The organism is Bradyrhizobium sp. USDA 336 (assembly GCF_044908355.1).
Taxonomy (GTDB): domain Bacteria; phylum Pseudomonadota; class Alphaproteobacteria; order Rhizobiales; family Xanthobacteraceae; genus Bradyrhizobium; species Bradyrhizobium yuanmingense.
On record NZ_JBIYDC010000002.1, the window covers coordinates 862,526 to 886,085 of the forward strand.

31 protein-coding genes are annotated in these 23,560 nt (G+C 64.5%); 27 read left to right on the top strand and 4 right to left on the bottom strand.

Annotated features, from left to right (window positions below; genetic code table 11):
* Positions 1-12 precede the first annotated feature (12 nt).
* The 22 genes from rplP (at position 13) to ABIA45_RS05020 (ending at position 12,944) form a co-directional block, all read left to right on the top strand.
* Positions 13-426 (top strand): 50S ribosomal protein L16, encoded by a 414-nt coding sequence (gene rplP, locus ABIA45_RS04915; RefSeq protein ID WP_008136349.1) that lies wholly within the window; start codon positions 13-15, stop codon positions 424-426.
* Positions 427-431: 5 nt separating this feature from the next.
* On the top strand, positions 432-638 hold the full coding sequence (rpmC, locus tag ABIA45_RS04920; protein ID WP_025036989.1) for a 50S ribosomal protein L29: 207 nt from the start codon (positions 432-434) through the stop codon (positions 636-638).
* A gap of 13 nt (positions 639-651) precedes the next feature.
* Positions 652-900: a 30S ribosomal protein S17 gene (gene rpsQ / locus ABIA45_RS04925; RefSeq protein WP_024342452.1), complete on the top strand. Its 249-nt coding sequence runs from the start codon at positions 652-654 to the stop codon at positions 898-900.
* Positions 901-984: 84 nt separating this feature from the next.
* A complete protein-coding gene (gene rplN, locus ABIA45_RS04930; RefSeq protein ID WP_007603030.1) occupies positions 985-1,353 on the top strand; it encodes a 50S ribosomal protein L14 in 369 nt (122 codons plus the stop codon).
* Positions 1,353-1,667: a 50S ribosomal protein L24 gene (rplX, locus tag ABIA45_RS04935; RefSeq protein WP_011088142.1), complete on the top strand. Its 315-nt coding sequence runs from the start codon at positions 1,353-1,355 to the stop codon at positions 1,665-1,667. Before rplN ends, rplX begins: the two co-directional genes overlap by 1 nt.
* Positions 1,660-2,217 (top strand): 50S ribosomal protein L5, encoded by a 558-nt coding sequence (rplE, locus tag ABIA45_RS04940; RefSeq protein WP_025036988.1) that lies wholly within the window; start codon positions 1,660-1,662, stop codon positions 2,215-2,217. Before rplX ends, rplE begins: the two co-directional genes overlap by 8 nt.
* A 46-nt stretch (positions 2,218-2,263) precedes the next feature.
* On the top strand, positions 2,264-2,569 hold the full coding sequence (rpsN, locus tag ABIA45_RS04945) for a 30S ribosomal protein S14 (RefSeq protein ID WP_028137018.1): 306 nt from the start codon (positions 2,264-2,266) through the stop codon (positions 2,567-2,569).
* Between the two features lie 14 nt (positions 2,570-2,583).
* Positions 2,584-2,982 carry a 30S ribosomal protein S8 gene (rpsH, locus tag ABIA45_RS04950; protein WP_024342456.1) on the top strand — a complete coding sequence of 133 codons (399 nt, stop codon included), beginning with the start codon at positions 2,584-2,586 and terminating at the stop codon, positions 2,980-2,982.
* A 16-nt stretch (positions 2,983-2,998) separates the two neighbouring features.
* The gene (gene rplF, locus ABIA45_RS04955) at positions 2,999-3,532 is read left to right on the top strand and encodes a 50S ribosomal protein L6 (protein WP_157280555.1); all 534 of its coding nucleotides are present in this window, start codon (positions 2,999-3,001) and stop codon (positions 3,530-3,532) included.
* 11 nt (positions 3,533-3,543) lie between these two features.
* Positions 3,544-3,906: a 50S ribosomal protein L18 gene (gene rplR / locus ABIA45_RS04960; protein ID WP_024342458.1), complete on the top strand. Its 363-nt coding sequence runs from the start codon at positions 3,544-3,546 to the stop codon at positions 3,904-3,906.
* 47 nt (positions 3,907-3,953) lie between these two features.
* Positions 3,954-4,550: a 30S ribosomal protein S5 gene (rpsE, locus tag ABIA45_RS04965; protein WP_014494507.1), complete on the top strand. Its 597-nt coding sequence runs from the start codon at positions 3,954-3,956 to the stop codon at positions 4,548-4,550.
* Positions 4,551-4,575: 25 nt separating this feature from the next.
* A complete protein-coding gene (rpmD, locus tag ABIA45_RS04970) occupies positions 4,576-4,770 on the top strand; it encodes a 50S ribosomal protein L30 (RefSeq protein WP_025036984.1) in 195 nt (64 codons plus the stop codon).
* A gap of 75 nt (positions 4,771-4,845) precedes the next feature.
* The gene (rplO, locus tag ABIA45_RS04975) at positions 4,846-5,331 is read left to right on the top strand and encodes a 50S ribosomal protein L15 (protein WP_036011044.1); all 486 of its coding nucleotides are present in this window, start codon (positions 4,846-4,848) and stop codon (positions 5,329-5,331) included.
* 148 nt (positions 5,332-5,479) lie between these two features.
* Positions 5,480-6,811, top strand: coding sequence for a preprotein translocase subunit SecY (gene secY, locus ABIA45_RS04980; RefSeq protein WP_157280554.1), 1,332 nt, complete (start codon positions 5,480-5,482; stop codon positions 6,809-6,811).
* The gene (locus tag ABIA45_RS04985; protein ID WP_404651217.1) at positions 6,808-8,019 is read left to right on the top strand and encodes a preprotein translocase subunit SecY; all 1,212 of its coding nucleotides are present in this window, start codon (positions 6,808-6,810) and stop codon (positions 8,017-8,019) included. The genes secY and ABIA45_RS04985 overlap by 4 nt, the downstream gene beginning before the upstream one ends.
* Positions 8,016-8,873: an adenylate kinase gene (locus ABIA45_RS04990; RefSeq protein ID WP_275498945.1), complete on the top strand. Its 858-nt coding sequence runs from the start codon at positions 8,016-8,018 to the stop codon at positions 8,871-8,873. The genes ABIA45_RS04985 and ABIA45_RS04990 overlap by 4 nt, the downstream gene beginning before the upstream one ends.
* Before the next feature lie 186 nt (positions 8,874-9,059).
* On the top strand, positions 9,060-9,428 hold the full coding sequence (gene rpsM / locus ABIA45_RS04995) for a 30S ribosomal protein S13 (RefSeq protein ID WP_008549231.1): 369 nt from the start codon (positions 9,060-9,062) through the stop codon (positions 9,426-9,428).
* 131 nt (positions 9,429-9,559) lie between these two features.
* Positions 9,560-9,949, top strand: coding sequence for a 30S ribosomal protein S11 (gene rpsK / locus ABIA45_RS05000; protein WP_007603045.1), 390 nt, complete (start codon positions 9,560-9,562; stop codon positions 9,947-9,949).
* A 114-nt stretch (positions 9,950-10,063) separates the two neighbouring features.
* The gene (locus tag ABIA45_RS05005; RefSeq protein ID WP_029674561.1) at positions 10,064-11,095 is read left to right on the top strand and encodes a DNA-directed RNA polymerase subunit alpha; all 1,032 of its coding nucleotides are present in this window, start codon (positions 10,064-10,066) and stop codon (positions 11,093-11,095) included.
* A 148-nt stretch (positions 11,096-11,243) separates the two neighbouring features.
* A complete protein-coding gene (gene rplQ / locus ABIA45_RS05010; RefSeq protein WP_025036979.1) occupies positions 11,244-11,660 on the top strand; it encodes a 50S ribosomal protein L17 in 417 nt (138 codons plus the stop codon).
* 189 nt (positions 11,661-11,849) lie between these two features.
* Positions 11,850-12,638, top strand: coding sequence for an SDR family NAD(P)-dependent oxidoreductase (locus ABIA45_RS05015; protein ID WP_404651221.1), 789 nt, complete (start codon positions 11,850-11,852; stop codon positions 12,636-12,638).
* Positions 12,639-12,647: 9 nt separating this feature from the next.
* Positions 12,648-12,944: a DUF1330 domain-containing protein gene (locus tag ABIA45_RS05020; RefSeq protein ID WP_404651223.1), complete on the top strand. Its 297-nt coding sequence runs from the start codon at positions 12,648-12,650 to the stop codon at positions 12,942-12,944.
* Between the two features lie 8 nt (positions 12,945-12,952).
* Here the strand turns inward: ABIA45_RS05020 and ABIA45_RS05025 are convergent, their stop codons facing one another.
* From ABIA45_RS05025 to ABIA45_RS05035, 3 genes are all read right to left on the bottom strand, one after another.
* Complete coding sequence (locus ABIA45_RS05025; RefSeq protein WP_404651225.1) at positions 12,953-13,930, bottom strand: Bug family tripartite tricarboxylate transporter substrate binding protein; 978 nt, start codon at positions 13,928-13,930, stop codon at positions 12,953-12,955.
* Between the two features lie 25 nt (positions 13,931-13,955).
* Entirely contained in the window at positions 13,956-15,449 is a 1,494-nt protein-coding gene (locus ABIA45_RS05030) for an amidase (RefSeq protein ID WP_404651227.1), read from the bottom strand.
* A gap of 97 nt (positions 15,450-15,546) precedes the next feature.
* Positions 15,547-16,560 (bottom strand): zinc-binding alcohol dehydrogenase family protein, encoded by a 1,014-nt coding sequence (locus ABIA45_RS05035; protein WP_404651229.1) that lies wholly within the window; start codon positions 16,558-16,560, stop codon positions 15,547-15,549.
* Positions 16,561-16,683: 123 nt separating this feature from the next.
* Between ABIA45_RS05035 and ABIA45_RS05040 the strand changes: the two genes are divergently transcribed.
* Positions 16,684-17,058 (top strand): winged helix-turn-helix transcriptional regulator, encoded by a 375-nt coding sequence (locus tag ABIA45_RS05040; RefSeq protein ID WP_404651231.1) that lies wholly within the window; start codon positions 16,684-16,686, stop codon positions 17,056-17,058.
* Positions 17,059-17,210: 152 nt separating this feature from the next.
* Here ABIA45_RS05040 and ABIA45_RS05045 read toward each other — a convergent pair whose 3' ends face one another.
* Positions 17,211-18,824, bottom strand: coding sequence for an OprO/OprP family phosphate-selective porin (locus ABIA45_RS05045; RefSeq protein ID WP_275498933.1), 1,614 nt, complete (start codon positions 18,822-18,824; stop codon positions 17,211-17,213).
* 313 nt (positions 18,825-19,137) lie between these two features.
* On the opposite strand from ABIA45_RS05045, the gene ABIA45_RS05050 reads away from it, so the two are divergent.
* Genes ABIA45_RS05050 through ABIA45_RS05065 form a run of 4 tightly spaced genes read left to right on the top strand, consistent with a single transcriptional unit; the run spans position 19,138 to position 23,485 of the window.
* Complete coding sequence (locus ABIA45_RS05050; RefSeq protein ID WP_198399590.1) at positions 19,138-20,544, top strand: DegQ family serine endoprotease; 1,407 nt, start codon at positions 19,138-19,140, stop codon at positions 20,542-20,544.
* The gene (locus ABIA45_RS05055; protein WP_404651234.1) at positions 20,541-21,878 is read left to right on the top strand and encodes a replication-associated recombination protein A; all 1,338 of its coding nucleotides are present in this window, start codon (positions 20,541-20,543) and stop codon (positions 21,876-21,878) included. The genes ABIA45_RS05050 and ABIA45_RS05055 overlap by 4 nt, the downstream gene beginning before the upstream one ends.
* Positions 21,879-21,930: 52 nt before the next feature.
* Positions 21,931-23,145 (top strand): RluA family pseudouridine synthase, encoded by a 1,215-nt coding sequence (locus ABIA45_RS05060; RefSeq protein ID WP_271544485.1) that lies wholly within the window; start codon positions 21,931-21,933, stop codon positions 23,143-23,145.
* Between the two features lie 40 nt (positions 23,146-23,185).
* Positions 23,186-23,485, top strand: coding sequence for a hypothetical protein (locus tag ABIA45_RS05065; RefSeq protein WP_271544483.1), 300 nt, complete (start codon positions 23,186-23,188; stop codon positions 23,483-23,485).
* The last annotated feature ends 75 nt before the right edge of the window (positions 23,486-23,560 follow it).

Below are 23,560 nucleotides of genomic sequence, written 5' to 3' on the forward strand. Positions count from 1 at the left end.
GGGCTTAAAGCCATGATGCAACCTAAGAAAACGAAGTTCCGGAAGGCGCATAAGGGCCGCATCCACGGCGTTGCGTCTTCGGGCGCGACGTTGGCGTTCGGCCAGTTCGGCCTGAAGGCGACCGAGCCTGAGCGCGTCACCGCGCGCCAGATCGAAGCCGCCCGCCGCGCGCTGACCCGCCACATGAAGCGCGCCGGCCGCGTCTGGATCCGCGTGTTCCCCGACGTTCCGGTGTCGAAGAAGCCGGCCGAAGTCCGCATGGGCTCCGGCAAGGGTTCGCCGGAATTGTGGGTCGCGCGCGTCAAGCCGGGCCGGGTGCTGTTCGAGATCGACGGCGTCAACACCCAGACGGCGCGTGAGGCGCTGACCCTGGCGGCCGCCAAGCTGCCGATCAAGACGCGCTTCGTCGAGCGCATTGCGGAGTAATGGCCATGGCACAGATGAAGATCGAAGACATCCGCGCGATGAGCCCCGACCAGCAGGATGAGGCCATCCTGAACCTGAAGAAGGAGCGCTTCAACCTGCGCTTCCAGCGCGCCACCGGGCAGCTCGAGAACACCTCGCGCCTGCGCGAGGCCCGCCGTGACATCGCCCGGATCAAGACCATCGCCGCGCAGACGCGCGCGAAGAAGAAGTAAGAGGCTTACGAAGATGCCGAAACGTACTTTGCAGGGCGTGGTCGTCAGCGACAAGCAAGCCAAGACCATCGTGGTGCGCGTCGACCGCCGCTTCACGCACCCGATCTACAAGAAGACGATCCGCCGTTCGAAGAACTACCACGCGCACGACGAGAGCAACCAGTTCAAGCCGGGCGACATGGTGTGGATCGAGGAAACGAAGCCGATTTCGAAGTTGAAGCGCTGGGTCGTGATCCGGGGCGAACACAAGAAAAGCGCCTGATCTGTTGGCTTTAGCCGACTGACTTCAGGGAAATGTTGAGCGCCGGCTGGGCTGGCGCAAAGAGAAAGAGGACGAGGTGCATCAATGATTCAGATGCAGACCAACCTCGACGTGGCCGACAATTCTGGCGCACGCCGTGTCATGTGTATCAAGGTGCTCGGAGGCTCCAAGCGCCGCTACGCCACGATCGGCGACATCATCGTCGTGTCGATCAAGGAAGCCATTCCGCGTGGCAAGGTGAAGAAGGGCGACGTGATGAAGGCCGTCGTGGTGCGCGTCCGCAAGGACATCCGCCGCGCCGACGGCTCGGTCATCCGTTTCGACCGCAACGCCGCCGTGCTGATCAACAACCAGTCCGAGCCGGTCGGCACCCGTATCTTCGGGCCGGTGCCGCGCGAGCTGCGCGCCAAGAACCACATGAAGATCATCTCGCTCGCGCCGGAGGTGCTGTGATGGCTGCGAAGATCCGCAAGGGCGACAAGGTCGTCGTGCTGACCGGCCGCGACAAGGGCCGCACCGGCGAAGTGTTCGAGGTTCGCCCCGACGCCGGCACTGCGCTGGTGCGTGGCATCAACATGGTCAAGCGTCACCAGAAGCAGACGCAGGCCCAGGAGGGCGGCATCATCTCGAAAGAGGCGCCGATCCAACTGTCCAACATCGCGTATGTCGGTAAGGACGGGAAGCCGACCCGCGTCGGATTCAAGATTCTGGCGGACGGCAAGAAGGTCCGCATCGCCAAGAGCTCGGGAGCTGAGATCGATGGCTGAGGCCGCTTACACGCCGCGCCTGCGCGCGGAATATGACGCGAAGATCCGCACGGCTCTGACCGAGAAGTTCGGTTACGAGAACGTCATGCAGGTTCCGCGCCTGGACAAGGTCGTGCTGAACATGGGCGTTGGCGATTCCGTGAACGACCGCAAGAAGGCCGAGACCGCCGCCGCCGAATTGACCCAGATCGCCGGCCAGAAGGCGATCGTGACCTATTCGCGCATCGCGATCGCGACCTTCAAGCTGCGTGAGAACCAGCCGATCGGCTGCAAGGTCACGCTGCGCAAGGCCCGCATGTACGAGTTCATCGATCGCCTGGTGAACGTCGCGCTGCCGCGCGTGCGCGACTTCCGCGGCCTGAATCCGAAGAGCTTCGACGGCCGCGGCAACTACTCGCTCGGCATCAAGGAGCACATCATTTTCCCCGAGATCGACTTCGACAAGGTCACGGAAGCCCGCGGTATGGACATCACCGTCTGCACCACGGCCAAGACCGACGAAGAGGCGAGGGCCTTGTTGACCGCTTTCAATTTCCCGTTCCGGCAGTGAGACGCTGACTTAGAGCCTCTCAAACGCGGATACCCAGGAGCCAAGCATGGCAAAGAAGAGTTCAGTCGAGAAGAACAACCGGCGCAAGCGGATGGTGAAGAACGCCGCCGCCAAGCGCGAGCGGTTGAAGGCGATTATCGCCGACAAGACGCTGCCGATGGAGGAGCGGTTCGCCGCGACCCTGAAGCTGGCGGAAATGCCGCGCAACTCGTCGGCGACCCGCATCCGCCTGCGTTGCGAGCTGTCGGGCCGCCCGCGCTCGAACTATCGCAAGAACAAGCTGTCCCGTATCGCGCTGCGCGAACTTGGCTCCAAGGGCATGGTCCCGGGCCTCGTGAAGTCCAGCTGGTAAGGAGGGTCGTTTAGATGTCTACGCACGATCCAATCAGCGATCTGATCACCCGTATCCGCAACGCGCAGATGCGTTCGAAGACCAAGGTCTCCACGCCCGGCTCGAAGATGCGCGAGAACGTGCTCGAGGTTCTGAAGGCCGAGGGCTACATCCGCGGTTACGCCACGCTCGAGCACTCCTCGGGCCGCAGCGAGATCGAGATCGAGCTGAAGTATTTCGACGGCGAGCCCGTCATCCGCGAGATTGAGCGCGTTTCCAAGCCCGGGCGCAGAGTCTACGCCTCGGTGAAGAACCTGCCGCGGGTGAACAACGGTCTCGGCATTTCGGTGTTGTCGACCCCGAAGGGCATCATGGCCGACCACAGCGCGCGCGACGCGAATGTGGGCGGTGAAGTCCTCTTCACGGTGTTCTGAGAAGGATTTTTCATCCATGTCACGTGTTGGCAAAAAGCCTGTGACGGTGCCGTCGGGCGTTACCGCGACCGTCGACGGCCAGACCGTCAAGATGAAGGGGCCGAAGGGCCAGCTTCAGTTCATCGTCCACGACGACGTCGAGGTGAAGCTCGAGAACGGCCAGGTCAAGGTCAAGCCGCGGGCCGAGACCAACCGCGCGCGGGCGCTGTACGGCACCGCTCGCGCCCAGGTCGCGAATCTGGTCGAAGGCGTCACCAAGGGCTTCGAGAAGAAGCTCGAGATCACCGGCGTCGGCTATCGCGCCGCGATGCAGGGCAAAAACCTGCAGCTCGCGCTCGGCTACAGCCATGACGTGATCTATCCGATCCCCGAGGGGATCACGATCACCGTCCCGAAGCCGACCGAGATCACGGTGGCGGGCAGCGACGTCCAGCGCGTCGGCCAGGTCGCCGCCGAGATCCGCTCCTATCGTCCGCCGGAGCCCTACAAGGGCAAGGGCGTGAAGTATGTGGGCGAATTCATCTTCCGCAAGGAAGGCAAGAAGAAGTAACGGAGCCGGTCATGTCGAAAGCCAAGGTTACGAATGCCCGGCGCAAGCGGAGTGTGCGGCTGAAGCTGCGCCGTTCCGCCGGCGGCCGTCCGCGCCTGTCGGTGTTCCGCTCGTCCAAGCACATCTACGCCCAGGTCATCGACGACCTGAAGGGCGAGACGCTGGCCTCTGCCTCATCGCTCGAGAAGTCGATGCGCGACGGCGGCAAGACCGGCGCCGACATCGATGCGGCGAAGGCGGTCGGCAAGCTGCTGGCTGAGCGCGCTGCAGAGAAGGGTGTCAAGGAAGTCGTGTTCGATCGCGGCAGCTATCTCTATCACGGGCGCGTCAAGGCTCTTGCCGATGCAGCGCGTGAGAGTGGGCTGAGCTTCTAACAGAATTTGAGGATTGGGGCGTAAGCCTCTGAAGGATTGGAAAAACCATGGCAGCTGAACGCGAACAACGTGGTGGACGCGATCAACGCGGCGGCGGACGTGAACGCAGGGAGCGCGAGGAGCGCGACAGCGAGTTCGTCGACAAGCTCGTCCACATCAACCGCGTGGCCAAGGTCGTCAAGGGCGGCAAGCGCTTCGGTTTCGCAGCGCTGGTCGTGATCGGCGACCAGAAGGGCCGCGCCGGGTTCGGTCACGGCAAGGCGCGCGAAGTGCCTGAGGCGATCCGCAAGGCGACCGAGTCCGCCAAGCGCAACCTGACGCGGGTGTCGCTGCGCGAGGGCCGCACGCTCCATCACGACATCGCCGGCCGTCATGGCGCGGGCCGTGTCTATCTGCGTGCAGCTCCCGCCGGTACCGGCATCATCGCCGGTGGCCCGATGCGCGCCGTGTTCGAGACGCTCGGCGTCCAGGACGTGGTGGCGAAGTCGATCGGCTCGTCGAACCCGTACAACATGGTGCGCGCGACCTTCGACGCGCTGAAGCACCAGGATTCGCCGCGTTCGGTCGCAGCCCGCCGCAACATCAAGGTGTCCACCCTCCAGTCCCGTCGTATCGGCGGCGATGCCGAGGCGGCCGCCGACTAACGGAAGCTTTTCGGAGTAGACTCCCATGGCCAAGGCCGCAAAGACGATCAAGGTCGAGCAGACCGGCAGCGCGATCCGCCGCCATCACTCGCAGCGTTCGACCCTGATCGGGCTCAAGCTCAACAAGATCGGCCGTACCAGCGAACTGCCGGATACCCCGGCGGTCCGCGGCATGATCGAGAAGGTTCACCATCTCGTCCGCATCATCGACGAGAAGTAAGCAAAGGCGCACGGTCCCGGAGAGCGGGAAGCGGTTTTCGGTGAAGATCGTGCGCAAGACACAAGGAGAAGGGCGATGAAGCTCAGCGATATCGCCGACAACGCCGGCTCGCGCAAGAAGCGTATGCGCGTCGGCCGCGGCATCGGTTCCGGCAAGGGCAAGCAGTCCGGCCGCGGCGGCAAGGGCCAGACCGCGCGCTCGGGCGTGCGCATCAAGGGTTTCGAAGGCGGCCAGATGCCGATGCATCGCCGTCTGCCCAAGCGCGGCTTCAACAACATCTTCCGCGTCGAGTTCGCCGAGATCAATCTCGACCGGCTCCAGGAAGCGGTCGACGCCAAGAAGATCGACGCCGGCAGCGTCGTCAACGTCGAGGCCCTGGTGAAGGGCGGCGTGCTGCGCCGCGCCAAGGGCGGCCTGCGGCTGCTCGGCCGAGGCGAGCTCAAGTCCAAGCTCAACATCGAAGTGCACGGCGCCAGCAAGACCGCGATCGCTGCGGTCGAGAAGGCCGGCGGCTCGGTGAAGATCCTCGCCCAGCCCAAGGAAGAAGGCGAGGCGGCGTAACAACTGCGTCATTGGCCCGCGGCGCGCGGGCCTTTACGCATGCGGGACGTGGACTTATCGAAGCCGAGCCCCAGATAATGTCCGGCGTCCGCTAAACTAGCCCGGCCGCGGGCATGACGGCGCAACAGGCGGCGGGAGAAAGTCCAAGATGGTCTCTGCAGCGGAACAACTGGCAGCCAATCTCAATTTCGGCGCGTTTGCCAAGGCCGACGAACTGAAGAAGCGCATCTGGTTCACCCTGGGTGCGCTGCTCGTTTATCGGCTCGGGACCTATATCCCGCTGCCGGGCATCGATCCCAACATCTGGGAGCAGGTGTTCCGCTCCCAGGCGGGCGGCATCCTCGGCATGTTCAACATGTTCGCCGGCGGCGGCATCCACCGCATGGCGATCTTCGCGCTGAACATCATGCCGTACATCTCGGCCTCGATCATCATCCAGCTCCTCACCACCGTCTCGCCGCAGCTCGAGGCGCTGAAGAAGGAAGGCGAGGCGGGCCGCAAGACGCTCAACCAGTACACGCGCTATCTGACCGTCATCCTGGCCGCATTCCAGTCCTACGGCATCGCCGTCGGCCTCGAAGGTGCCGGCAACGTCGTCAGCGAGCCCGGCATGTTCTTCCGCCTGTCCACGGCGATCACGCTGACCGGCGGCACCATGTTCCTGATGTGGCTCGGCGAGCAGATCACCTCGCGCGGCATCGGCAACGGCATCTCGCTGATCATTCTCGCCGGCATCGTCGCCGAGTTGCCCGCGGCGCTCGCCGGCATGCTCGAGCTTGGCCGTCAGGGCGCGATGTCGACCGGCCTGATCCTGGTCGTCATCATCATGGCCGTCGTCGTGATCGCCTTCATCGTCTTCATGGAGCGCGCCCAGCGCCGCCTCTTGATCCAGTATCCGAAGCGCCAGGTCGGCAACAAGATGTTCGAGGGCCAGTCCTCGCATCTGCCGCTCAAGCTCAACACGTCCGGCGTGATCCCGCCGATCTTCGCATCCTCGCTGCTCCTCTTGCCGACGACGGTTGCGAACTTCAACACGGGCAGCGGGCCGGAATGGTTCCAGTGGATCACCACCCAGCTCGGCCATGGCCGTCCGCTGTTCCTGATCATGTATCTGGCGCTGATCGTGTTCTTCGCCTTCTTCTACACCGCGATCGTGTTCAACCCGACCGAGACCGCGGACAATCTGAAGAAGCATGGCGGCTTCATTCCCGGCATTCGCCCGGGCGAACGCACCGCGGAATACATCGACTACGTGCTGTCGCGCATCACCGTGCTGGGTGCGATTTATCTCGCCATCGTCTGCTTGATCCCGGAAATCCTGATCTCCTACGCCTCGGTGCCGTTCTATTTCGGCGGCACCTCGCTGCTGATCGTCGTCAGCGTCACCATGGACACGGTGGCGCAGGTGCAAGGCTATCTGCTGGCGCACCAGTATGAAGGTCTGATCCGCAAGTCCAAGCTGCGAGGCCGCCGTAGATGAGCAGGGAGCTCGCGCGCCGTATCGCTTTCACGATCGGCGCGCTGCTCCTTTTCAGGCTCGGTACGCAGATCCCGATTGCGGGACTGAATCTCCCCGCCGTCTCGCCGACGCTGGATATCGTCTCCCGGCTTTCGATCTTTGCGCTCGGCCTCATTCCCTATCTGACTGCGGCAATCCTCATCCGGCTGCTGGCCGTGGTGTGGCGCGGCCCGAATTCGCTCGAACGGTCCGGCGAGGGCGGACGGCGTAAGGTCGCGCGTGCCACGCTCGGGCTTACACTCGGAATTGCGGCCTTCCAGGCCTACGGCATCGCCTCGGCACTGACGTCGATCCCGGGCCTCGTCAAAAATCCCGACGGCTGGTTCGTGACGACGGCTACGGCCTCGATGGTCGGCGGCGTCTTCGTGCTGGTGTGGCTCAGCGAACAGATGACCCGCTACGGCATTGGCAATGGCTTGGCGCTGATCTTGAGTGCCGGCTTCATCGTCGCCATTCCGCAAAACATTGGCGGTATCGCGGATCTCGTGCGGAGCGGGACGATCTCGGGCAATCTTGTGCTCGGCCATGTCGTGTTCTGGATCGCGATCGTCGTCGTGATCGTGCTTGTCGAAGGTGCGCGGCGAGATATCCGGGTCCAGTTCGCAGCACAAAGTGTCGGTACGCGGCAACTGCCTGTGCGCGATGCAATGCTGCCGATCAAGCTCAACAGCGCCGGGTTCGTGATTCCCGTCACCGTAGCGCCGTGGATATTCTATCTGCCGCTTGCCTTTGCGGGCTTCATCCTGGGAGGCGATCATCCCCTGGTTGCCGCAACCTACCGGCATCTCCAGCTGGGGCAGCCGGCGTACCTCATCCTCGTGTCGATCGCCGTGTTCGTGCTCGCCTTCGTCTACACTGCTTATGTGATCGATCCCGAATACACCGCCAAATCCCTGAGCCGCCACGAGGGCGCAATTTCCGGTGTCGCTCCCGGCGAGGCCACCGCGGACTATCTCGATCGCGTCGTGTCATTGACGACAGTCGTCGGAGCCGTCTACCTGACGGCGTTGCAGTTGATTCCGGAGGTGTTCGAGCTTTACGGGATCGGGCTGCCTTATAGTATGGTCGTCAATGGTGGTGCAGTGCTGGTTGTGGTTTGCACCGTTCTTGATATCAAAACGCAGGTGCGCGAGGTGTCGCTCACCAATCCGGGGGGCGTACGCCGATGAGAATTATACTTCTGGGACCGCCGGGGTCGGGCAAGGGGACCCAGGCCCAGCTCCTGGTGCAGCGCTATGGCATCGTCCAGCTCTCGACTGGCGAGATGCTGCGTGCCGCGGTTGCGGCCGGCACCCCGGTCGGGTTGAAGGCCAAGGAGATCATGGCGAGCGGCGGCCTCGTGCCCGATGACGTCGTGGTGGGAATCATTTCCGACCGCATCGAGCAGCCGGACGCCAAGAGCGGTTTCATCCTCGACGGTTTCCCCCGCACCGTGCCGCAGGCCGAGGCGCTGGACGAGCTGCTCAAGCGCAAGCACCTCAAGCTGGACGCCGTGATCGAGCTCCGGGTCAATGAGAGCGCGCTTCTGAGCCGCGTCGAGACCCGCGTCGCCCAGATGCGGGAGCGCGGCGAGGAGGTCCGGCTCGACGATACGCCGGAGGTCCTGACCAAGCGGCTGGCCAGCTATCGCAGCCAGACGGAACCGCTGATTCACTACTATTCCGAGCGGCGGAAGCTCTCGACCATCGACGGCATGATGACGATCGACGAGGTCACCCGCGCCATCCACCGCCAGCTGCTGGCTCTGGGGGCGGTCGAGCCCAAGACGCATGCTAGGAGCGCCGCCAAGGCGGCGCCGGCCAAAAAGGCCAAGGCGGGGAAGAAGGCGGCGGCAAGGCCGGCAAAAACGGCCAAAAAGGGCGCAAAATCGGTAAAAAAGGCCACCAAATCGGCGGTGAAAGGCCCAAAGAAGGCGGCCAAGAAAGCCACCAAGAAAACCGTCAAGAAAGCAGCCAAGAAGACGGTCAAAAAGGGTGCCAAAAAGGCCGCAAAAAAGGTCACGAAAAAGCGAGCCAAGCGCTAGCAGCGGTTGACGAAAGCCCCCGGAATCCCCTAATAAGCCCCGCATCCAAGTCGGATAGTTTCAGACGATGCCGGGCCCCAGGAAGACCGGGGTGGGCGTCGTGTTCGCGTTTGTGAACACCTGCCCGAGAAAGCAAGCACTTAAAGCCCGGTCCCTGACGAGGGATCGGCAACAGGAGAGAAGGCCGTGGCCCGTATTGCCGGCGTGAACATTCCCACCAACAAGCGCGTGCTGATCGCGCTCCAGTACATCCATGGCATCGGCCAGAAGATCGCTGGTGAGATCCTCGAGAAGGTGAAGATCCCCGTGGATCGTCGCGTCAATCAGCTCAGCGACGCCGAAGTGCTCCAGATCCGCGAAGTGATCGACCGCGACTATCTCGTCGAGGGCGACCTGCGTCGTGAGGTCGGCATCAACATCAAGCGTCTGATGGACCTCGGCTGTTATCGCGGCCTGCGTCATCGTCGCGGTCTGCCGGTGCGCGGTCAGCGGACCCACACCAATGCGCGCACGCGCAAGGGCCCGGCCAAGGCCATCGCCGGCAAGAAGAAGTAAACTGGCGAATTGGACGTGGCGAGTGGCGAGTAGGGGGCTTCCCTGTTCGCCACTCGCTACTCGCTATTCGCTTCCATAGGTGTAGCCGCTGGCATTACGGCGGCGTTTGAGATCTTCAGGAAAGGGACTCAATGGGCAAGGAAGCCACCCGCGTTCGTCGTCGTGAGCGCAAGAACATCGCCTCCGGCGTCGCGCATGTGAACTCGTCGTTCAACAACACGACCATCACCATCACCGACGCGCAGGGCAACACGATCGCCTGGTCTTCGGCCGGCACGATGGGCTTCAAGGGCTCGCGCAAGTCGACCCCGTATGCCGCGCAGGTCGCCGCCGAGGACGTCTCCAAGAAGGCGCAGGAGCACGGCATGCGCACGCTGGAAGTCGAGGTCGCCGGTCCCGGTTCGGGCCGCGAATCGGCGCTCCGCGCGCTCCAGGCCGCCGGCTTCACCGTCACCTCGATCCGCGACGTGACCACGATCCCGCACAACGGTTGCCGTCCCCGCAAGCGTCGGCGCGTTTGATTTTGACGAGCTGCGGGCGCGTCGGCGCCCGCGGCGACTTTGCAAGAAGCCGCGGGAATGATCTGCGGCCTTTCTCCAACGCCAGTATTTGCACCGTCAAATTGACTGGCCTGTATGGGTGAAACAGTGACGATCCAGAAAAATTGGCAAGAACTGATTCGGCCGAACAAGCTCCAGGTCACGCCCGGCAGCGATCCCTCGCGTTTCGCGACCATCGTCGCCGAGCCGCTCGAGCGTGGCTTCGGCCAGACCCTCGGCAATGCGCTGCGCCGCATCCTGCTCTCCTCGCTCCAGGGTGCGGCGGTGCAGTCGGTGCACATCGACGGCGTGCTGCACGAGTTCTCCTCCATCGCGGGCGTCCGTGAGGACGTCACCGACATCGTGCTCAACATCAAGGACATCTCGATCAAGATGCAGGGCGAAGGCCCCAAGCGCATGGTCGTGAAGAAGCAGGGCCCGGGTGTCGTCACCGCCGGCGACATCCAGACCGTCGGCGATGTGGTCGTGCTCAACCCCGATCTGCAGATCTGCACGCTCGACGAGGGCGCCGAGATCCGCATGGAGTTCACGGTCTCGACCGGCAAGGGCTACGTGCCCGCCGAGCGCAACCGTCCCGAGGACGCGCCGATCGGCCTGATCCCGGTCGACAGCCTGTACTCGCCGGTCCGCAAGGTCTCCTACAAGGTCGAGAACACCCGCGAGGGCCAGATCCTCGACTACGACAAGCTGACCATGACGATCGAGACCAACGGCGCGATCACGCCGGATGATTCGGTGGCCTACGCCGCCCGCATCCTGCAGGATCAGCTCAACGTGTTCGTCAACTTCGAAGAGCCGCGCAAGGAAGTCGCCCAGGAGATCATCCCGGACCTCGCCTTCAACCCGGCCTTCCTCAAGAAGGTGGACGAGCTCGAGCTGTCGGTGCGTTCGGCCAACTGCCTGAAGAACGACAACATCGTCTACATCGGCGACCTCGTGCAGAAGAGCGAAGCGGAAATGCTCCGCACCCCGAACTTCGGCCGCAAGTCGCTGAACGAGATCAAGGAAGTGCTGGCTCAGATGGGTCTGCACCTCGGCATGGAAGTGCCGGGCTGGCCGCCGGAGAACATCGACGAGCTCGCCAAGCGCTTCGAGGATCATTACTGAGCGAATGGCGAGGTGGGAGTGGCGAATAGGGGAAGAAGATCTATTCGCTACTCACCATTCGCCACTCGCAGCCTAGGGCGAACGCAGGAAGCCCACCTGAAAACCAGTCGCTGAACCACCGCGACACAATCGAAGAAGGACTACACACATGCGTCACGGCAAGGTTCATCGGAAGCTCAACCGCACGGCCGAGCACCGCAAGGCGATGTTCGCCAACATGGCGGCCGCGCTGATCAAGCACGAGCAGATCGTCACCACGCTGCCCAAGGCCAAGGAGCTTCGCCCGATCGTCGAGAAGCTCGTCACTCTCGGCAAGAAGGGCGGCCTGTCGCTGCGCCGTCAGGCCATCTCCGAGCTGCGCGACGTCGACATGGTCAAGAAGCTCTTCGATACGCTCGCGACCCGCTACAAGGACCGCCAGGGCGGCTACACCCGCATCATCAAGGCCGGCTTCCGCTACGGCGACAACGCCGCGATGGCCGTGATCGAGTTCGTCGATCGCGATGTCGATGCCAAGGGCCAGGATTCCGGCCCGGTGCAGGAGAAGGAAGCCGAGGCGGCGTAAGCCCGACCGGCGTGAAAGTTTCAAAAGCGGCGTCTTCGACGCCGCTTTTTTGTTGGAACGGTCGGGTTGGCAAAGGCGCGCTCTTCGCGCGCCGTGCCCGGCATTCACGCTCCTCACGCGTCGGTGAGCCCTGATTGCGGCTGAAGGAGCCGCTTCCGATATCTCCAGCCACATCCATGGAGATAACGCATGAACATCGACCTTTCCGGCAAGACCGCCCTCGTCACCGGCTCGACGGCCGGCATCGGCCACGCCATCGCCAGGGGTCTCGCCGGCTCCGGCGCCAGCGTCGTGATCAACGGCCGCGGCCAGGACAAAGTCGATGCGGCGGTGCGCAGGCTGGAAGGGACGGGCGCCAAGGTCCGCGGCATCGCGGCCGACGTCTCGACCGCGGCAGGCTGCAAGGCGCTCGTTGCGGCGCTGCCCGAGGTCGACATCCTCATCAACAATGCCGGCATCTTCGAGCCCAAGGATTTCTTCGACATCCCCGACGAGGACTGGAGCCGATTCTTCGAGGTGAATGTGATGAGCGGCGTGCGCCTGTCGCGCGCGTACATGAAGGGCATGCTCGTGCGCAATTGGGGTCGCATCGTCTTCATCTCCTCGGAATCCGGGCTCAACATTCCCGTCGAGATGATCCACTACGGCATGACCAAGACGGCCCAGCTTTCGGTCGCGCGCGGCCTGGCGCAGCTCACCGCTGGCACCGGCGTCACCGTCAATTCCGTGCTGCCGGGCCCGACCATGTCGGAGGGCGTCGAGACGTTCGTCAAGGATCTCGCCAGGCAGAACGGCCAGTCTGTGGATGAAGCCGCCGCCAACTTCGTCAAGCAGCATCGCCCGAGCTCGATGCTGCAGCGCTTCGCCAGCGTCGACGAGATCGCCAACATGGTGGTCTATGTCGCCTCGAAGGAGGCATCCGCCACAAACGGCGCAGCGCTGCGCGCGGAAGGCGGCATCGTCAACACGATCGCCTGAGAGATGCGCATGGCCGCCTATGTGATCTCGGAGGTCGAGGTGCGCGATCCCGCCGCATTCGAAGCCTATCGCGCGCTGGCTGCCAAGACGATCACGCAGTACGGCGGGCGTTATCTCGTCCGCGGCGGTCAGGCCGAGCTGCTGGAGGGCGGTCCACCACCCGACGCCATCGTCATCGCGGAGTTCCCGACGATGGCGCGGCTGAAGGAGTGGTACGCCTCCTCCGAGTATGCTGAAGCCCTGAAGCTGCGCGCGAGCGCACTGGAGCGCAGGCTGCTGCTTGTCGAAGGCGTATTGACGCCGTAGGCGATCGGCTACTCGTCCTTGATCCCGGCCTTCTGCGCGATCTCCTTCATCTTGGCCGTCTCCTTGGTCACCGCACCGGCCCAGTCGTCGAAGCGTGCGAAGCCGGGCTCGAAACCGACCTTGACGAAGCGCTCGGCAACCGAGGGGCTGTTGATGATCTCCTCCAGCGTCGCCGTGAGCTTGTCGCGAACCGGTGGCGGCAGCCCCTTGGGTGCGACCACCGCGCCCCATGACGAGAAGTCGATGGCGGGATAGCCGAGCTCTGCCAATGTCGGTACGTCGGGCAGGAATGGTGTGCGCTGGCTCGAGAACACGGCCATCACCTTGACGGCGCCGGCCTCGATTTGCGGTTTAACGGCGATCACGGTGTCGACATGGTATTGAATGTGCTTGCCGATGAGATCGTTCATGGCCGGCGCGCTGCCCTTGTAGGGCAGGTGGACCATCTTGATTCCGGCATTCGACTTGAACAACTCGCCGGCGAAATGCGACACCGTGGCGACGCCGAAGGAGGCCAGCGACAGCTTGTCCGGATTGGCCTTTGCCTCCGCGACCAGCGCGGGCAGATCCTTGACCGGATTGTCCTTGTAGGTGACCAGCGCCAGGGTGATCTTGCCGACCCGGCCGAGCGGTTCAAAATCCTTGGCCGCGTCGTAAGGAACGCTCTCCTTCACGGCGGCCGGCAAAGTGAAGCTCGAATTCGAGCTGAAGAACAGCGTGTATCCATCGGGCGCCGCGCGCGCGACCTCCTTGGCGGCGATCGTGGTGCCGCCGCCGGGACGGTTCATGATGATCACGGGCTTGCCGAGCCGCGCTTCGAGCTCGCCGCCGATGATGCGGGCCACCACGTCGGAGGCTCCGCCCGGCGGAAACGGGACGATCAATTGCAGGGATTTCTCGGGATAGGTCGATTGCGCGGTTGCTAGCGAGTTGACGCTGATCGAGCCGATGGCGGCGAGCGCGAGCGCCAGGAAGGTTGTTTTCATCGTGTCGTTTTTCCGCAGGTGAGGTTCAATCGAAGGCGAGAAATCCCGGCTTGCCCGCAATTGGCGGCTGTTTGGCAAGCCATGCAATGTCGGGAACGGGGCGGGCGGTGTCCGGATTGGCGGCAAGCACCGCTTCGATTTCGCGCGCGACCGCGAGCGTTAAGAGATCGCCGCCGCGTGGGCCGATCACCTGGACGCCGAACGGCAGGCCGGCCTCGTCCCGTCCGGCCGGGATTGCGACGGTGGGATGGCCGACATTGGTGACGGCATAGGCGAGCGCGAGCCAGTGGAAATAGCTCTTGGTCGGCCGGCCGTCGATCTCCGCTGGATAGAGCTCCGACCACGGCCGTGGGCTGATGGTGACCGCAGGCGCGAGAATGAAATCGTGATCCGCGAAGAAGGTCTGCCAGCGCCGGTAAAGGTCGGTCTGCATCGAGAGCGCACGCGCCACGTCGGCAGCGGAATAGCCGAGCCCCTCCGCAACATTGTCGCGAACGTTGGGCCCGACCTTGTCCGGAAACTTCTCCACGAGCTCGCGGTGGCGGCCGAGGAATGCGACGGCGCGCAGGATGCTGAACACCTCGTCGGCGCCGGTGCAATCAGGATGGGTCCATTCGACTCCGCGAAATACAGTTTCGAACGAAGTGAGCTTCTGCGCGAAGGCGCGGGCGACCGCCCCCTCGGTCGGCGCAAAGCCGAAATCGGTGGTCGCAGCAATGCGGAGCGCGGAGAGATCGACGCGCAGCGGATTGCGATAGAGCACCGGCGTAGGCGCACCGCCCGCATGAAGGATCGCCGATAATGGATCGCGGGCGTCACGATCCAGCATGCAGGACAGCATGAGGCAAGCGTCCGACACGGTTCGCGCCATCGGTCCGAGTTGCGAGATCTGCAGCCAGGCCATGTTGCGGCTGTTGCTGGCGATCAGTCCTGGCGAGGGCCGGAATCCGACCACGCCGCAAAAGGATGCCGGATTCCGTACCGAGCCGCCGGTATCGGATCCGGTCGCGAGCGGCACCATCCCAGTGGCGAGTGCGACGGCCGATCCACCCGACGAACCGGCGGCGGATCGATTGGGATCGAAGGGATTGCCGGTCGCGCCATAGACGGCGTTGCGCGTATTGCCTCCGGCGCCCCATTCCGGCACGTTCGTCTTGCCGATGACGATCGCGCCCTCGCGCTTGAGCATCGCGACGATGGCCTCGTCCTGCGAGGCGACATTGTCCGCGAACAGCACGCTGCCGAAGCTGGTCGGCAATCCTTCGGCGTCGATCAGGTCTTTGACACCGAGCGGCAACCCGTGCACGGCGCCGAGGGTGTCACCGCGCATCACGGCGGCCTCGCGCTCGCGCGCCGACTTGCGCGCGGTTTCGAACGAGCGCGCAACGACGGCGTTGACCGCCGGATCGACCACTTCGATGCGGCGGATGCAGCTATCCGTGAGCTCGACGGGGGATAGCTTGCGTTGGCCGATCAGCGCGCGTGCCGCGACCGCCGACAGGTCGCATGGTTCGGTCATCATCAATCTGCTTGTTGCTGGTCCCGGAGGGCGGGGGGCGACCCTCTTTTCCGGGACCGCAGATGCATGATGCCTCAATTGATGCGGAGTGCCAAGCCTACCACCCCTCCAGCACGATCTTGCCGCGCGACTGGCCGCTCTCCAGCAGCGCGTGCGCGCGCTTGAGGTTGTCGGCGTTGATCGTGCCGAAGGTCTGGTCCAGCGTGGTGCGCAACACGCCCTTGTCGATGAGGTCGGCCACATCATTGAGCAGATGATGCTGCGCGATCATGTCCGCCGTCTGGAACGAGGAGCGCGTGAACATCGATTCCCAGTGCACCGAGATCGCCTTGCCTTTGAATGCGGCAATCGTGAACTCCGGGGGATCGTCGATCAGGCCGAACTTGCCCTGCGGTGCCATGAATTCCGCAATCGCCTTGTAGTGCTGGTCGGTGAAGGTCAGGCTTGCGACCAGCGCGACCGGCGGCAGCTTCAATTTCTCTATCTGCTCCTTCATCGGCTTGCCGTGGTCGATCACCGCATGCGCGCCGAGATCGAGACACCATTTCTGCGATTCCGGCCGCGTGGCGGTGGCAAGCACCGTCAGCCCGGTGAGGCGCCGGGCGAGCTGGATCAGGATCGAGCCGACGCCGCCGGCGCCGCCGATGATCAAGAGGGTGCGCGGATCGACGCTCTTGCCCGGCACTGCGCCGAGCCGGTCGAACAGCAATTCCCAGGCGGTGATGGAGGTGAGGGGAAGGGCGGCAGCCTGCGCGAACGACAGGCTCTTCGGCTTGCTGCCGACGATGCGCTCGTCGACCAGGTGGAATTCGGCGTTCGTGCCCTGACGCAGGATCGAGCCGGCGTAGAAAACCTCGTCGCCCGGCTTGAACAGCGTGACCTCGGGCCCGACCGCATCGACTACGCCGGCCGCGTCGTAGCCGAGGATTTTCGTCTCGCCCTCGGGTGGGGCGGCGCGCTTGCGCACTTTGTAGTCGACCGGATTGGCCGAGATCGCTTTCACCGCGACGCGGATGTCGCGCCCTTTGGGGTCGGGTTTAGCGGTCTCGAAATCGAACAGTGATTCCGCGTCCTCGATCGGAAGCGATTTCTTGTAGCCGACGGCTTTCATGGCGTGTCTCCATCAGATGGCTTTGTTCGCCCGCTGCCCTAACTGTCGCTCTGGCTCCGATTTGGCAAGTACTGTAAATTCGGGGATATAGTCCCTGTTTGGATACTATTGGGAAAAAGCTGCATGAAACGCCGTAATTTCGCCCGCCGTCCAGGCTGCTCGGTCGAGGCGACGCTGGACCTGATCGACGGCAAGTGGAAGGGCGTGATCCTCTACCACCTGCAGAGCGGCACCCAGCGCTTCGGCGAATTGCGCCGCCGGATGCCCGGCATCACCCAGCGCATGCTGACGAAGCAGCTGCGCGCGCTGGAGGAAGACAAGCTCGTCATCCGCAAGGTCTATGCCGAGGTGCCGCCGCGCGTGGAGTATTGCCTGTCCGAGCTGGGCGAGAGCCTGAGGCCCGTGATCGACATCCTGAAGGCCTGGGGCGAGAGCCACCAGGAGCGGTTGTCCTGCGCGCCGCCGCCCATGGTCGTGAAGAAGAAGCGCGCGGCGTGATGAAGGTGAGGGGGCGGTGCCGTCACCTCTCCCCGACGGGGAGAGGTCGAATTGCGGAGCAATTCGGGTGAGGGGGCGCGGCATCCTCAGTGGAGCGTAACCCCTCACCCGCGCCTTCGGCGCGACCTCTCCCTGCGGGAGAGGTGTAAATTTTAGAACGCGAACTGCGTGCGCATCGCGACCGCGTCGAACTTCGAGCCGACGTCGGCGGTCGAGATCGGCGAGGCCTGTCGCGACACCGTGCCGTGCAGATAGTCGAGCATGAAGCGCACGTTGCCGTTGACGTACCAGTTGAGCGCGAGCGTATAGACGGTCTGCCGGCCGCCTGCGACGCCGCTCGCCGTCGCGAGCTGATCGTTGAGGTCGATCGTCGAGAACCGTCCTGCGATCTCCCACGCGCCCCAGCCGCCGCCGTCGAGCGAGAACGGATGCGCCGGCTTGACGCCGCTATAGGCCGCGTTCGCCGCATTGTAGGACCGGCCTTCGCCGGTCAGCACATAGCCGGCCTGCGCGTAGCCGCCTTGGAATTTCAGGCTCGGTGCACCCGTCAGCGGCACGGCTGTGTTGGCGGTGCGATCGACATTGTACCAGAAATACTCGCCCTGGACGATGAACGGACCGTAGGTCGCCGCCGCCTCGACGCTGTAGACCTGCGCGCCCGAGGCATTGGCGATAGCGCCGGTCGAGATCAGCGTGGTCGGGTCGAGCCGCAATTCCGGACGATCGCTGAGCGTGACCGTCTGGGTGTTGGCGATCAGATTGCGCGGCGGCTGGATCAGCCATTGCGCATTGGCGCCGATATGCACCGAGTAGTCCTTGGTGCTGATCGGATTGCCGGCCACGCGCGCCACGGCACCATATTGCTCGCTGGTGCCGGGCGGCGCCGCGCTCGAGGCGGAATGGATCGCACCGGTCGTCGGTCCCGTGACATAGCCGCCGATCCAGAGCTGGTCGTTGAACCAGCGCGCACCGGCCGCGGAACGGAAGTCACCGGCAGCGATGTTGGTCGCGATCACGCCGGGCGAGGCGCGCTCCATGAACATGATGTCGTTCGAGCTCGTCGCTTCGTCGAGCGTGTATGGCAGATCCATGATGCCGGCCTCGATCGCCATCTTGCCGCCGAACGGTTTCAGGCCGGTATAGCTGATATAGGCGTTTTCGACGCCGGAGACGCCGCCGCCGGGCAGCGATCCCGGCGCGGCGCCGCCAAATCCGTCGGACGAGCCGCCGAAATCGTAGACGAGGGCGAAGTTCCAATCGTGGAAGAACTTGCCGGTGACACCGATGCGCGCGCGGCGGACGTTCTGGCCGCTGTCAAGCTTCTGCGGCACCGTCGCCGCGGTGTTGGGACGATAGTCGTAGCCGCCGACATCCCAATGCAGGCGGCTGGTGATGGCGACGCAGTTGGCCTGGTCGGCGGTGCAGATCGTCGGCCGGTTGTTCGGCATCGTCACGACGACGCCGGATGCCGGCGCGGGCCCCTTGACGGGGATTGCCGCGTTGGCATTGGCCACCGCGGCCTTTGCCTCCGCGCGCGCCTCGGCCTTGGCCTCTGCCTTGGTTTCGGCTTTCGCCTTTGCCGCGGCGGCCGTGTTCGCCGCGGTCTGGCTCTGCAGCTTGTCGAGCTTCTGTTCGAGCATCTTCAACTGCTGCTTCAACAGCGCGATCTCCTGCTCGCTGCTGCTTGCCGACTGGGCCTGGGCCTGCGAGGCCGCCAGCGCGCCGGCGAGACCAATCGCTGCGGCCGCAATTCTTTTTTTGCTCACGTTACGCCTCCATCGTTTGACTGTTTTCCCCAAGTCGCGAACGGAGAGCCTAGGTGTGATCGATGACTGCCCCGCGACGCTGCGAGCGGTTGCGTCGGTTCCTACTGATGCAAATTCGCCGCAACCGAATCCGCCTCACACCACCATGCAAGATGACGCACATCATGCCAATCCGCCGCTGGGCAAATTGCCGAGTCGCACGGCACCCTTGCATCCCGGACACGGCTTCGAGGCGGCCGAATATTGCCCTCCGGCGCTCTTCTATTGGGAGGCGAACGCGCCTATATTCCGGCGTCATTTCCAAGAGGTAGGAATGTTTCGAGCGACCTGGACTGCGGCCCTCACGGCGCTGTGCGTAGCCTTTTCGGCCACCTTCAATCCGACTGCTGCGCAGGACCGTCGGGTCCCGTCGTCGCCGGCCGAGCTGCGGATGTCCTATGCGCCGATCGTGCAGCGGGTGCAGCCGGCGGTCGTCAACGTCTATGCCGCAAAGGTGGTGCAGAACCGCAATCCGCTACTGGACGATCCGATCTTCCGCCGCTTCTTCGGTGTGCCGGGCCAGCAGCCCGAGCAGATGCAGCGCTCGCTCGGCTCCGGCGTCATCGTCGATGCCTCCGGCCTCGTCGTCACCAACGTCCACGTCATCGAGGGTGCCGACCAGGTGAAGGTGTCGCTGTCGGACAAGCGCGAGTTCGAGGCCGAGATCCTGCTCAAGGATTCCCGGACCGATCTTGCCGTGCTGCGCCTGAAGGACAGCAAGGAGAAGTTCCCGACGCTGGACTTCACCAATTCCGATGAGCTCTTGGTCGGCGACGTCGTGCTCGCGATCGGCAATCCGTTCGGCGTCGGCCAGACCGTGACCCAGGGTATCATTTCAGCGCTGGCGCGCACGCAAGTCGGCATCACCGACTATCAGTTCTTCATTCAGACCGATGCGGCGATCAATCCCGGCAATTCCGGCGGCGCGCTGGTCGACATGGGGGGCAAGCTCGCCGGCATCAACACCGCGATCTATTCGCGCTCCGGCGGCTCGCAAGGCATCGGCTTTGCGATTCCCGCCAACATGGTGCGTGTCGTCGTCGCCTCCGCCAAGAGCGGCGGCAAGGCGGTGAAGCGGCCCTGGCTCGGTGCGAGATTGCAGGCGGTGACGCCCGACATCGCCGAGAGCCTCGGCTTGCGCTCGCCGACCGGTGCGCTGGTCGCGAGCGTGGTGTCGAACGGTCCGGCGGCGAAAGCCGGCCTGAAATCCTCCGACCTCATCACCGGGATCGACGGCCAGATCGTGGATGATCCCAACGCGTTCGACTATCGCTTCGCAACCCGTCCGCTCGGCGGCACCGCGCAGCTCGACGTGCAGCGCGGCGGCAAGTCGGTGAAGCTCACGGTAGCGCTGGAGACCGCGCCCGACACCGGGCGCAACGAGCTCGTCGTCACCGCGCGCTCGCCGTTCCAGGGCGCGAAGGTTTCGACCATCACGCCGGCCGTCGCCGATGAGCTGCGTCTGGATGCCGACACCGAAGGCGTCGTGATCACCGATATCGGCGGCGATACCGCGGCTGCGAGTGTCGGCTTCCAGAAGGGCGACATCATCCTGGCCGTCAACAACCAGAAGATCAGCAAGACCGGTGACCTCGAGAAGGCCGCAGGTGAACGGGCACGGATCTGGCGCATTACGCTGGTCCGCGGCGGCCAGCAGATCAACGTCACACTGGGCGGATGAGTCCGAAGCGACCAACGGAGACACCGACGCTCTTCGCCGCGGCGGGGCTCGATCACGATGCTCCGCATCCGCTGCCGGACCGGCTGCGCCCGCGCACGCTGTCGGAAGTCGTCGGCCAGGATCACATCCTCGGCCCGGACGGTGCGCTGACGCGCATGCTGGAGACGCGCACGCTCGGCTCGCTGGTGTTCTGGGGCCCGCCCGGCACCGGCAAGACCACGGTGGCACGGCTCCTGGCTGACGCGACCGATCTGCATTTCGAGCAGATCTCCGCGGTGTTCTCCGGCGTCGCCGACCTGAAGAAAGCGTTCGATGCCGCGCGCGCCCGCCGCGAGATGGGCAAGGGCACGCTGCTGTTCGTCGATGAGGTGCACAGATTCAACCGCGCCCAGCAGGACTCCTTTCTGCCGGTGATGGAAGACGGCACCGTCGTCATGGTCGGCGCCACCACCGAGAACCCGTCCTTCGAGCTCAATGCGGCGTTGCTCTCGCGTGCGCGCGTGCTGGTGTTTCGCTCGCTCGATGCCGCCGCGATCGAAAAGCTGTTCCTGCATGCCGAAGCCGTCGAGGGCAGGAAGCTGCCGCTCGATGCGGAGGCGCGCGCGGTGCTGGTGCGCATGGCCGACGGCGATGGCCGTGCGTCGTTGACGCTCGCCGAAGAGGTCTGGCGCTCGGCGCGGGCGGACGAGATTTTCAATGCCGTGCAGCTGCAGGAGATCCTGCAGCGCCGCGCGCCGATCTACGACAAATCGGCCGACGGCCACTACAATCTGATCTCGGCGCTGCATAAATCCGTGCGCGGCTCCGATCCCGATGCCGCGCTGTATTACCTCGCGCGCATGCTCGACGCCGGCGAGGACCCGCTGTTCCTGGCCCGCCGCGTCGTGCGCATGGCGGTCGAGGACATCGGGCTGGCCGATCCGCAGGCGCTCGTCATCGCCAATGCCGCCAAGGACGCCTTCGACTTCCTCGGCCATCCCGAGGGCGAGCTCGCCATCGCCCAGGCCGTGGTCTATCTCGCCACCGCGCCGAAATCGAACGCGGTCTACACTGCCTTCGGCACCGCGATGCAGGTCGCCAAGCAGGCCGGCTCGCTGCTGCCGCCAAAGCACATCCTCAATTCCCCGACCAAGCTGATGAAGTCCGAAGGCTACGGCTCCGGCTACGAATACGACCATGATGCGCCGGACGCCTTCTCCGGCCAGGACTACTTCCCGGAGGCCTTGGGACGTCAGACCTTCTACGACCCGCCCGAGCGCGGTTTTGAGCGCGAGATCAGGAAACGGCTGGATTACTGGGCCAAGCTGCGCAAGGAACGGGGCGGCTCGCCCTAGAAGCGGCCATTTCGTCGTGACGGAAGGCCGCTTTTAGGGTACGCAGGCAACCATGAGCCGCCGCATCAAGAGAATGAACCCAAAGCCGCGGTCGCGTGACGAACGCGACGACTCGCAGGCGCATCAGGCGCGTAGCGCGAAGAGGGCCGGGCCGCGTCCGGGCGGCAAGCCCGGCGGGAAGCCGCAGCGCTTTGTCGGCGAGCGCGCCGAGCGGCGTCCGCCCAAAGCGGTCCAGGAGAGGCCTGCGCCTGAAAAGTCCGTCGAGGCGCTGCTGCCGACCAAGGTGCAGACCGTCACGGTCACGGCGGACGAGAACAACATGCGCGTTGACCGTTTCCTGGAAGCGCGCTTTCCCGGCCTGTCGTTCTCCCACATCCAGCGTGTCGTGCGCAAAGGCGAGCTGCGCGTCGACGGCAAGCGCGTCGACAGCAAAGACCGGCTGGAGGAGGGACAGAGCGTCCGCATTCCGCCGCTCAAGCTCGATTCGCCGAAGGTCGCCGGCGAGCTCTCGGAGGCCGCGCAGAAGACGCTGAAGGCGCTGAAGGAGATGACGATCTGGGAGGACGACGACGTTCTCGTCCTGAACAAGCCTGCCGGCCTTGCCGTGCAGGGCGGCTCGGGCATGACGCGGCACATCGACCAGATGCTTGAGGTGATGCGCGATGCCAAGGGCCAGAAGCCGCGCCTCGTGCACCGCATCGATCGCGAGACCTCGGGGTGTCTGCTGATCGCCAAGACGCGCTTCGCTGCCTCACACCTGACCGGCGCGTTCCGCTCGCGCTCGGCGCGAAAGGTCTATTGGGCCCTGGTGCCGGGCCTGCCGAAGCCGAAGCAGGGCCGCATCTCGACCTTCCTTGCGAAGGAGGAGGGCGAGGACGACACCATCATGCGCATCGCCCAGCATGGCGATGAGGGCGCCAGTCACGCGGTGACGTACTACGCCGTGGTCGAGACCGCCGGCAACAAGCTGACCTGGGTGTCGCTGAAGCCGGTGACGGGCCGCACCCACCAGCTGCGCGCCCACATGGCCCATATCGGCCATCCCATCGTCGGCGATCCCAAATATTTCAACATCGAGAACTGGCAGCTGCCGGGCGGCCTGCAGAACCGGCTGCATCTGCTCGCACGCCGCATCGTCATTCCGCATCCGCGCGGCGGCGTGATCGACGCCACCGCGCCGTTGCCCCCGCACATGCAGCAGTCGTGGAACCTGCTCGGGCTGGACGCAACCAGATTTGATCCGATCGAGAACGCGCCGGAAGAATAGTGAGGTTGAATAGGGGTGGCAGGCGTACGACATCTCCCCCATGAGACGAGTGTCGATCTGCTTTGCGCTGTTGGCCGCGCTGTTCGTAGGCCAGCCTGCCCACGCCCAGTATGTGTCGCCGGGCGCTTCGCGGCTTGCTCCACCGCTGCCTGCGCCACCACCGCCGCCCAAGATCGCGGTGCCCAAGGTTCCGCAATTCGACGCGCCGCCGCGCTACAACTACCAGCCGCTCCCGCGCAATTCGTTCAGCGATCGGGTCACGAAATGTCTCCACGACGGCGCAGCCGCAGGACTGGGCCCGGCCGATCGCGGCACGTACGCGCGCATGTGTGCGAACTAGCTAGCAGCACTCCTGGTCCTACTGGCGAGGCCGTGACGACACTGGTAATTCGACTGACGACAGGAACCAAAATCC

Coding starts and splice junctions, on each gene's coding strand:
- rplP (WP_008136349.1), top strand. CDS start 13: ATGATGCAACCTAAGAAAACGAAGTTCCGGAAGGCGCATAAGGGCCGC.
- rpmC (WP_025036989.1), top strand. CDS start 432: ATGGCACAGATGAAGATCGAAGACATCCGCGCGATGAGCCCCGACCAG.
- rpsQ (WP_024342452.1), top strand. CDS start 652: ATGCCGAAACGTACTTTGCAGGGCGTGGTCGTCAGCGACAAGCAAGCC.
- rplN (WP_007603030.1), top strand. CDS start 985: ATGATTCAGATGCAGACCAACCTCGACGTGGCCGACAATTCTGGCGCA.
- rplX (WP_011088142.1), top strand. CDS start 1,353: ATGGCTGCGAAGATCCGCAAGGGCGACAAGGTCGTCGTGCTGACCGGC.
- rplE (WP_025036988.1), top strand. CDS start 1,660: ATGGCTGAGGCCGCTTACACGCCGCGCCTGCGCGCGGAATATGACGCG.
- rpsN (WP_028137018.1), top strand. CDS start 2,264: ATGGCAAAGAAGAGTTCAGTCGAGAAGAACAACCGGCGCAAGCGGATG.
- rpsH (WP_024342456.1), top strand. CDS start 2,584: ATGTCTACGCACGATCCAATCAGCGATCTGATCACCCGTATCCGCAAC.
- rplF (WP_157280555.1), top strand. CDS start 2,999: ATGTCACGTGTTGGCAAAAAGCCTGTGACGGTGCCGTCGGGCGTTACC.
- rplR (WP_024342458.1), top strand. CDS start 3,544: ATGTCGAAAGCCAAGGTTACGAATGCCCGGCGCAAGCGGAGTGTGCGG.
- rpsE (WP_014494507.1), top strand. CDS start 3,954: ATGGCAGCTGAACGCGAACAACGTGGTGGACGCGATCAACGCGGCGGC.
- rpmD (WP_025036984.1), top strand. CDS start 4,576: ATGGCCAAGGCCGCAAAGACGATCAAGGTCGAGCAGACCGGCAGCGCG.
- rplO (WP_036011044.1), top strand. CDS start 4,846: ATGAAGCTCAGCGATATCGCCGACAACGCCGGCTCGCGCAAGAAGCGT.
- secY (WP_157280554.1), top strand. CDS start 5,480: ATGGTCTCTGCAGCGGAACAACTGGCAGCCAATCTCAATTTCGGCGCG.
- ABIA45_RS04985 (WP_404651217.1), top strand. CDS start 6,808: ATGAGCAGGGAGCTCGCGCGCCGTATCGCTTTCACGATCGGCGCGCTG.
- ABIA45_RS04990 (WP_275498945.1), top strand. CDS start 8,016: ATGAGAATTATACTTCTGGGACCGCCGGGGTCGGGCAAGGGGACCCAG.
- rpsK (WP_007603045.1), top strand. CDS start 9,560: ATGGGCAAGGAAGCCACCCGCGTTCGTCGTCGTGAGCGCAAGAACATC.
- ABIA45_RS05005 (WP_029674561.1), top strand. CDS start 10,064: ATGGGTGAAACAGTGACGATCCAGAAAAATTGGCAAGAACTGATTCGG.
- rplQ (WP_025036979.1), top strand. CDS start 11,244: ATGCGTCACGGCAAGGTTCATCGGAAGCTCAACCGCACGGCCGAGCAC.
- ABIA45_RS05015 (WP_404651221.1), top strand. CDS start 11,850: ATGAACATCGACCTTTCCGGCAAGACCGCCCTCGTCACCGGCTCGACG.
- ABIA45_RS05020 (WP_404651223.1), top strand. CDS start 12,648: ATGGCCGCCTATGTGATCTCGGAGGTCGAGGTGCGCGATCCCGCCGCA.
- ABIA45_RS05025 (WP_404651225.1), bottom strand. CDS start 13,930: ATGAAAACAACCTTCCTGGCGCTCGCGCTCGCCGCCATCGGCTCGATC.
- ABIA45_RS05030 (WP_404651227.1), bottom strand. CDS start 15,449: ATGACCGAACCATGCGACCTGTCGGCGGTCGCGGCACGCGCGCTGATC.
- ABIA45_RS05035 (WP_404651229.1), bottom strand. CDS start 16,560: ATGAAAGCCGTCGGCTACAAGAAATCGCTTCCGATCGAGGACGCGGAA.
- ABIA45_RS05040 (WP_404651231.1), top strand. CDS start 16,684: ATGAAACGCCGTAATTTCGCCCGCCGTCCAGGCTGCTCGGTCGAGGCG.
- ABIA45_RS05050 (WP_198399590.1), top strand. CDS start 19,138: ATGTTTCGAGCGACCTGGACTGCGGCCCTCACGGCGCTGTGCGTAGCC.
- ABIA45_RS05055 (WP_404651234.1), top strand. CDS start 20,541: ATGAGTCCGAAGCGACCAACGGAGACACCGACGCTCTTCGCCGCGGCG.
- ABIA45_RS05060 (WP_271544485.1), top strand. CDS start 21,931: ATGAGCCGCCGCATCAAGAGAATGAACCCAAAGCCGCGGTCGCGTGAC.
- ABIA45_RS05065 (WP_271544483.1), top strand. CDS start 23,186: ATGAGACGAGTGTCGATCTGCTTTGCGCTGTTGGCCGCGCTGTTCGTA.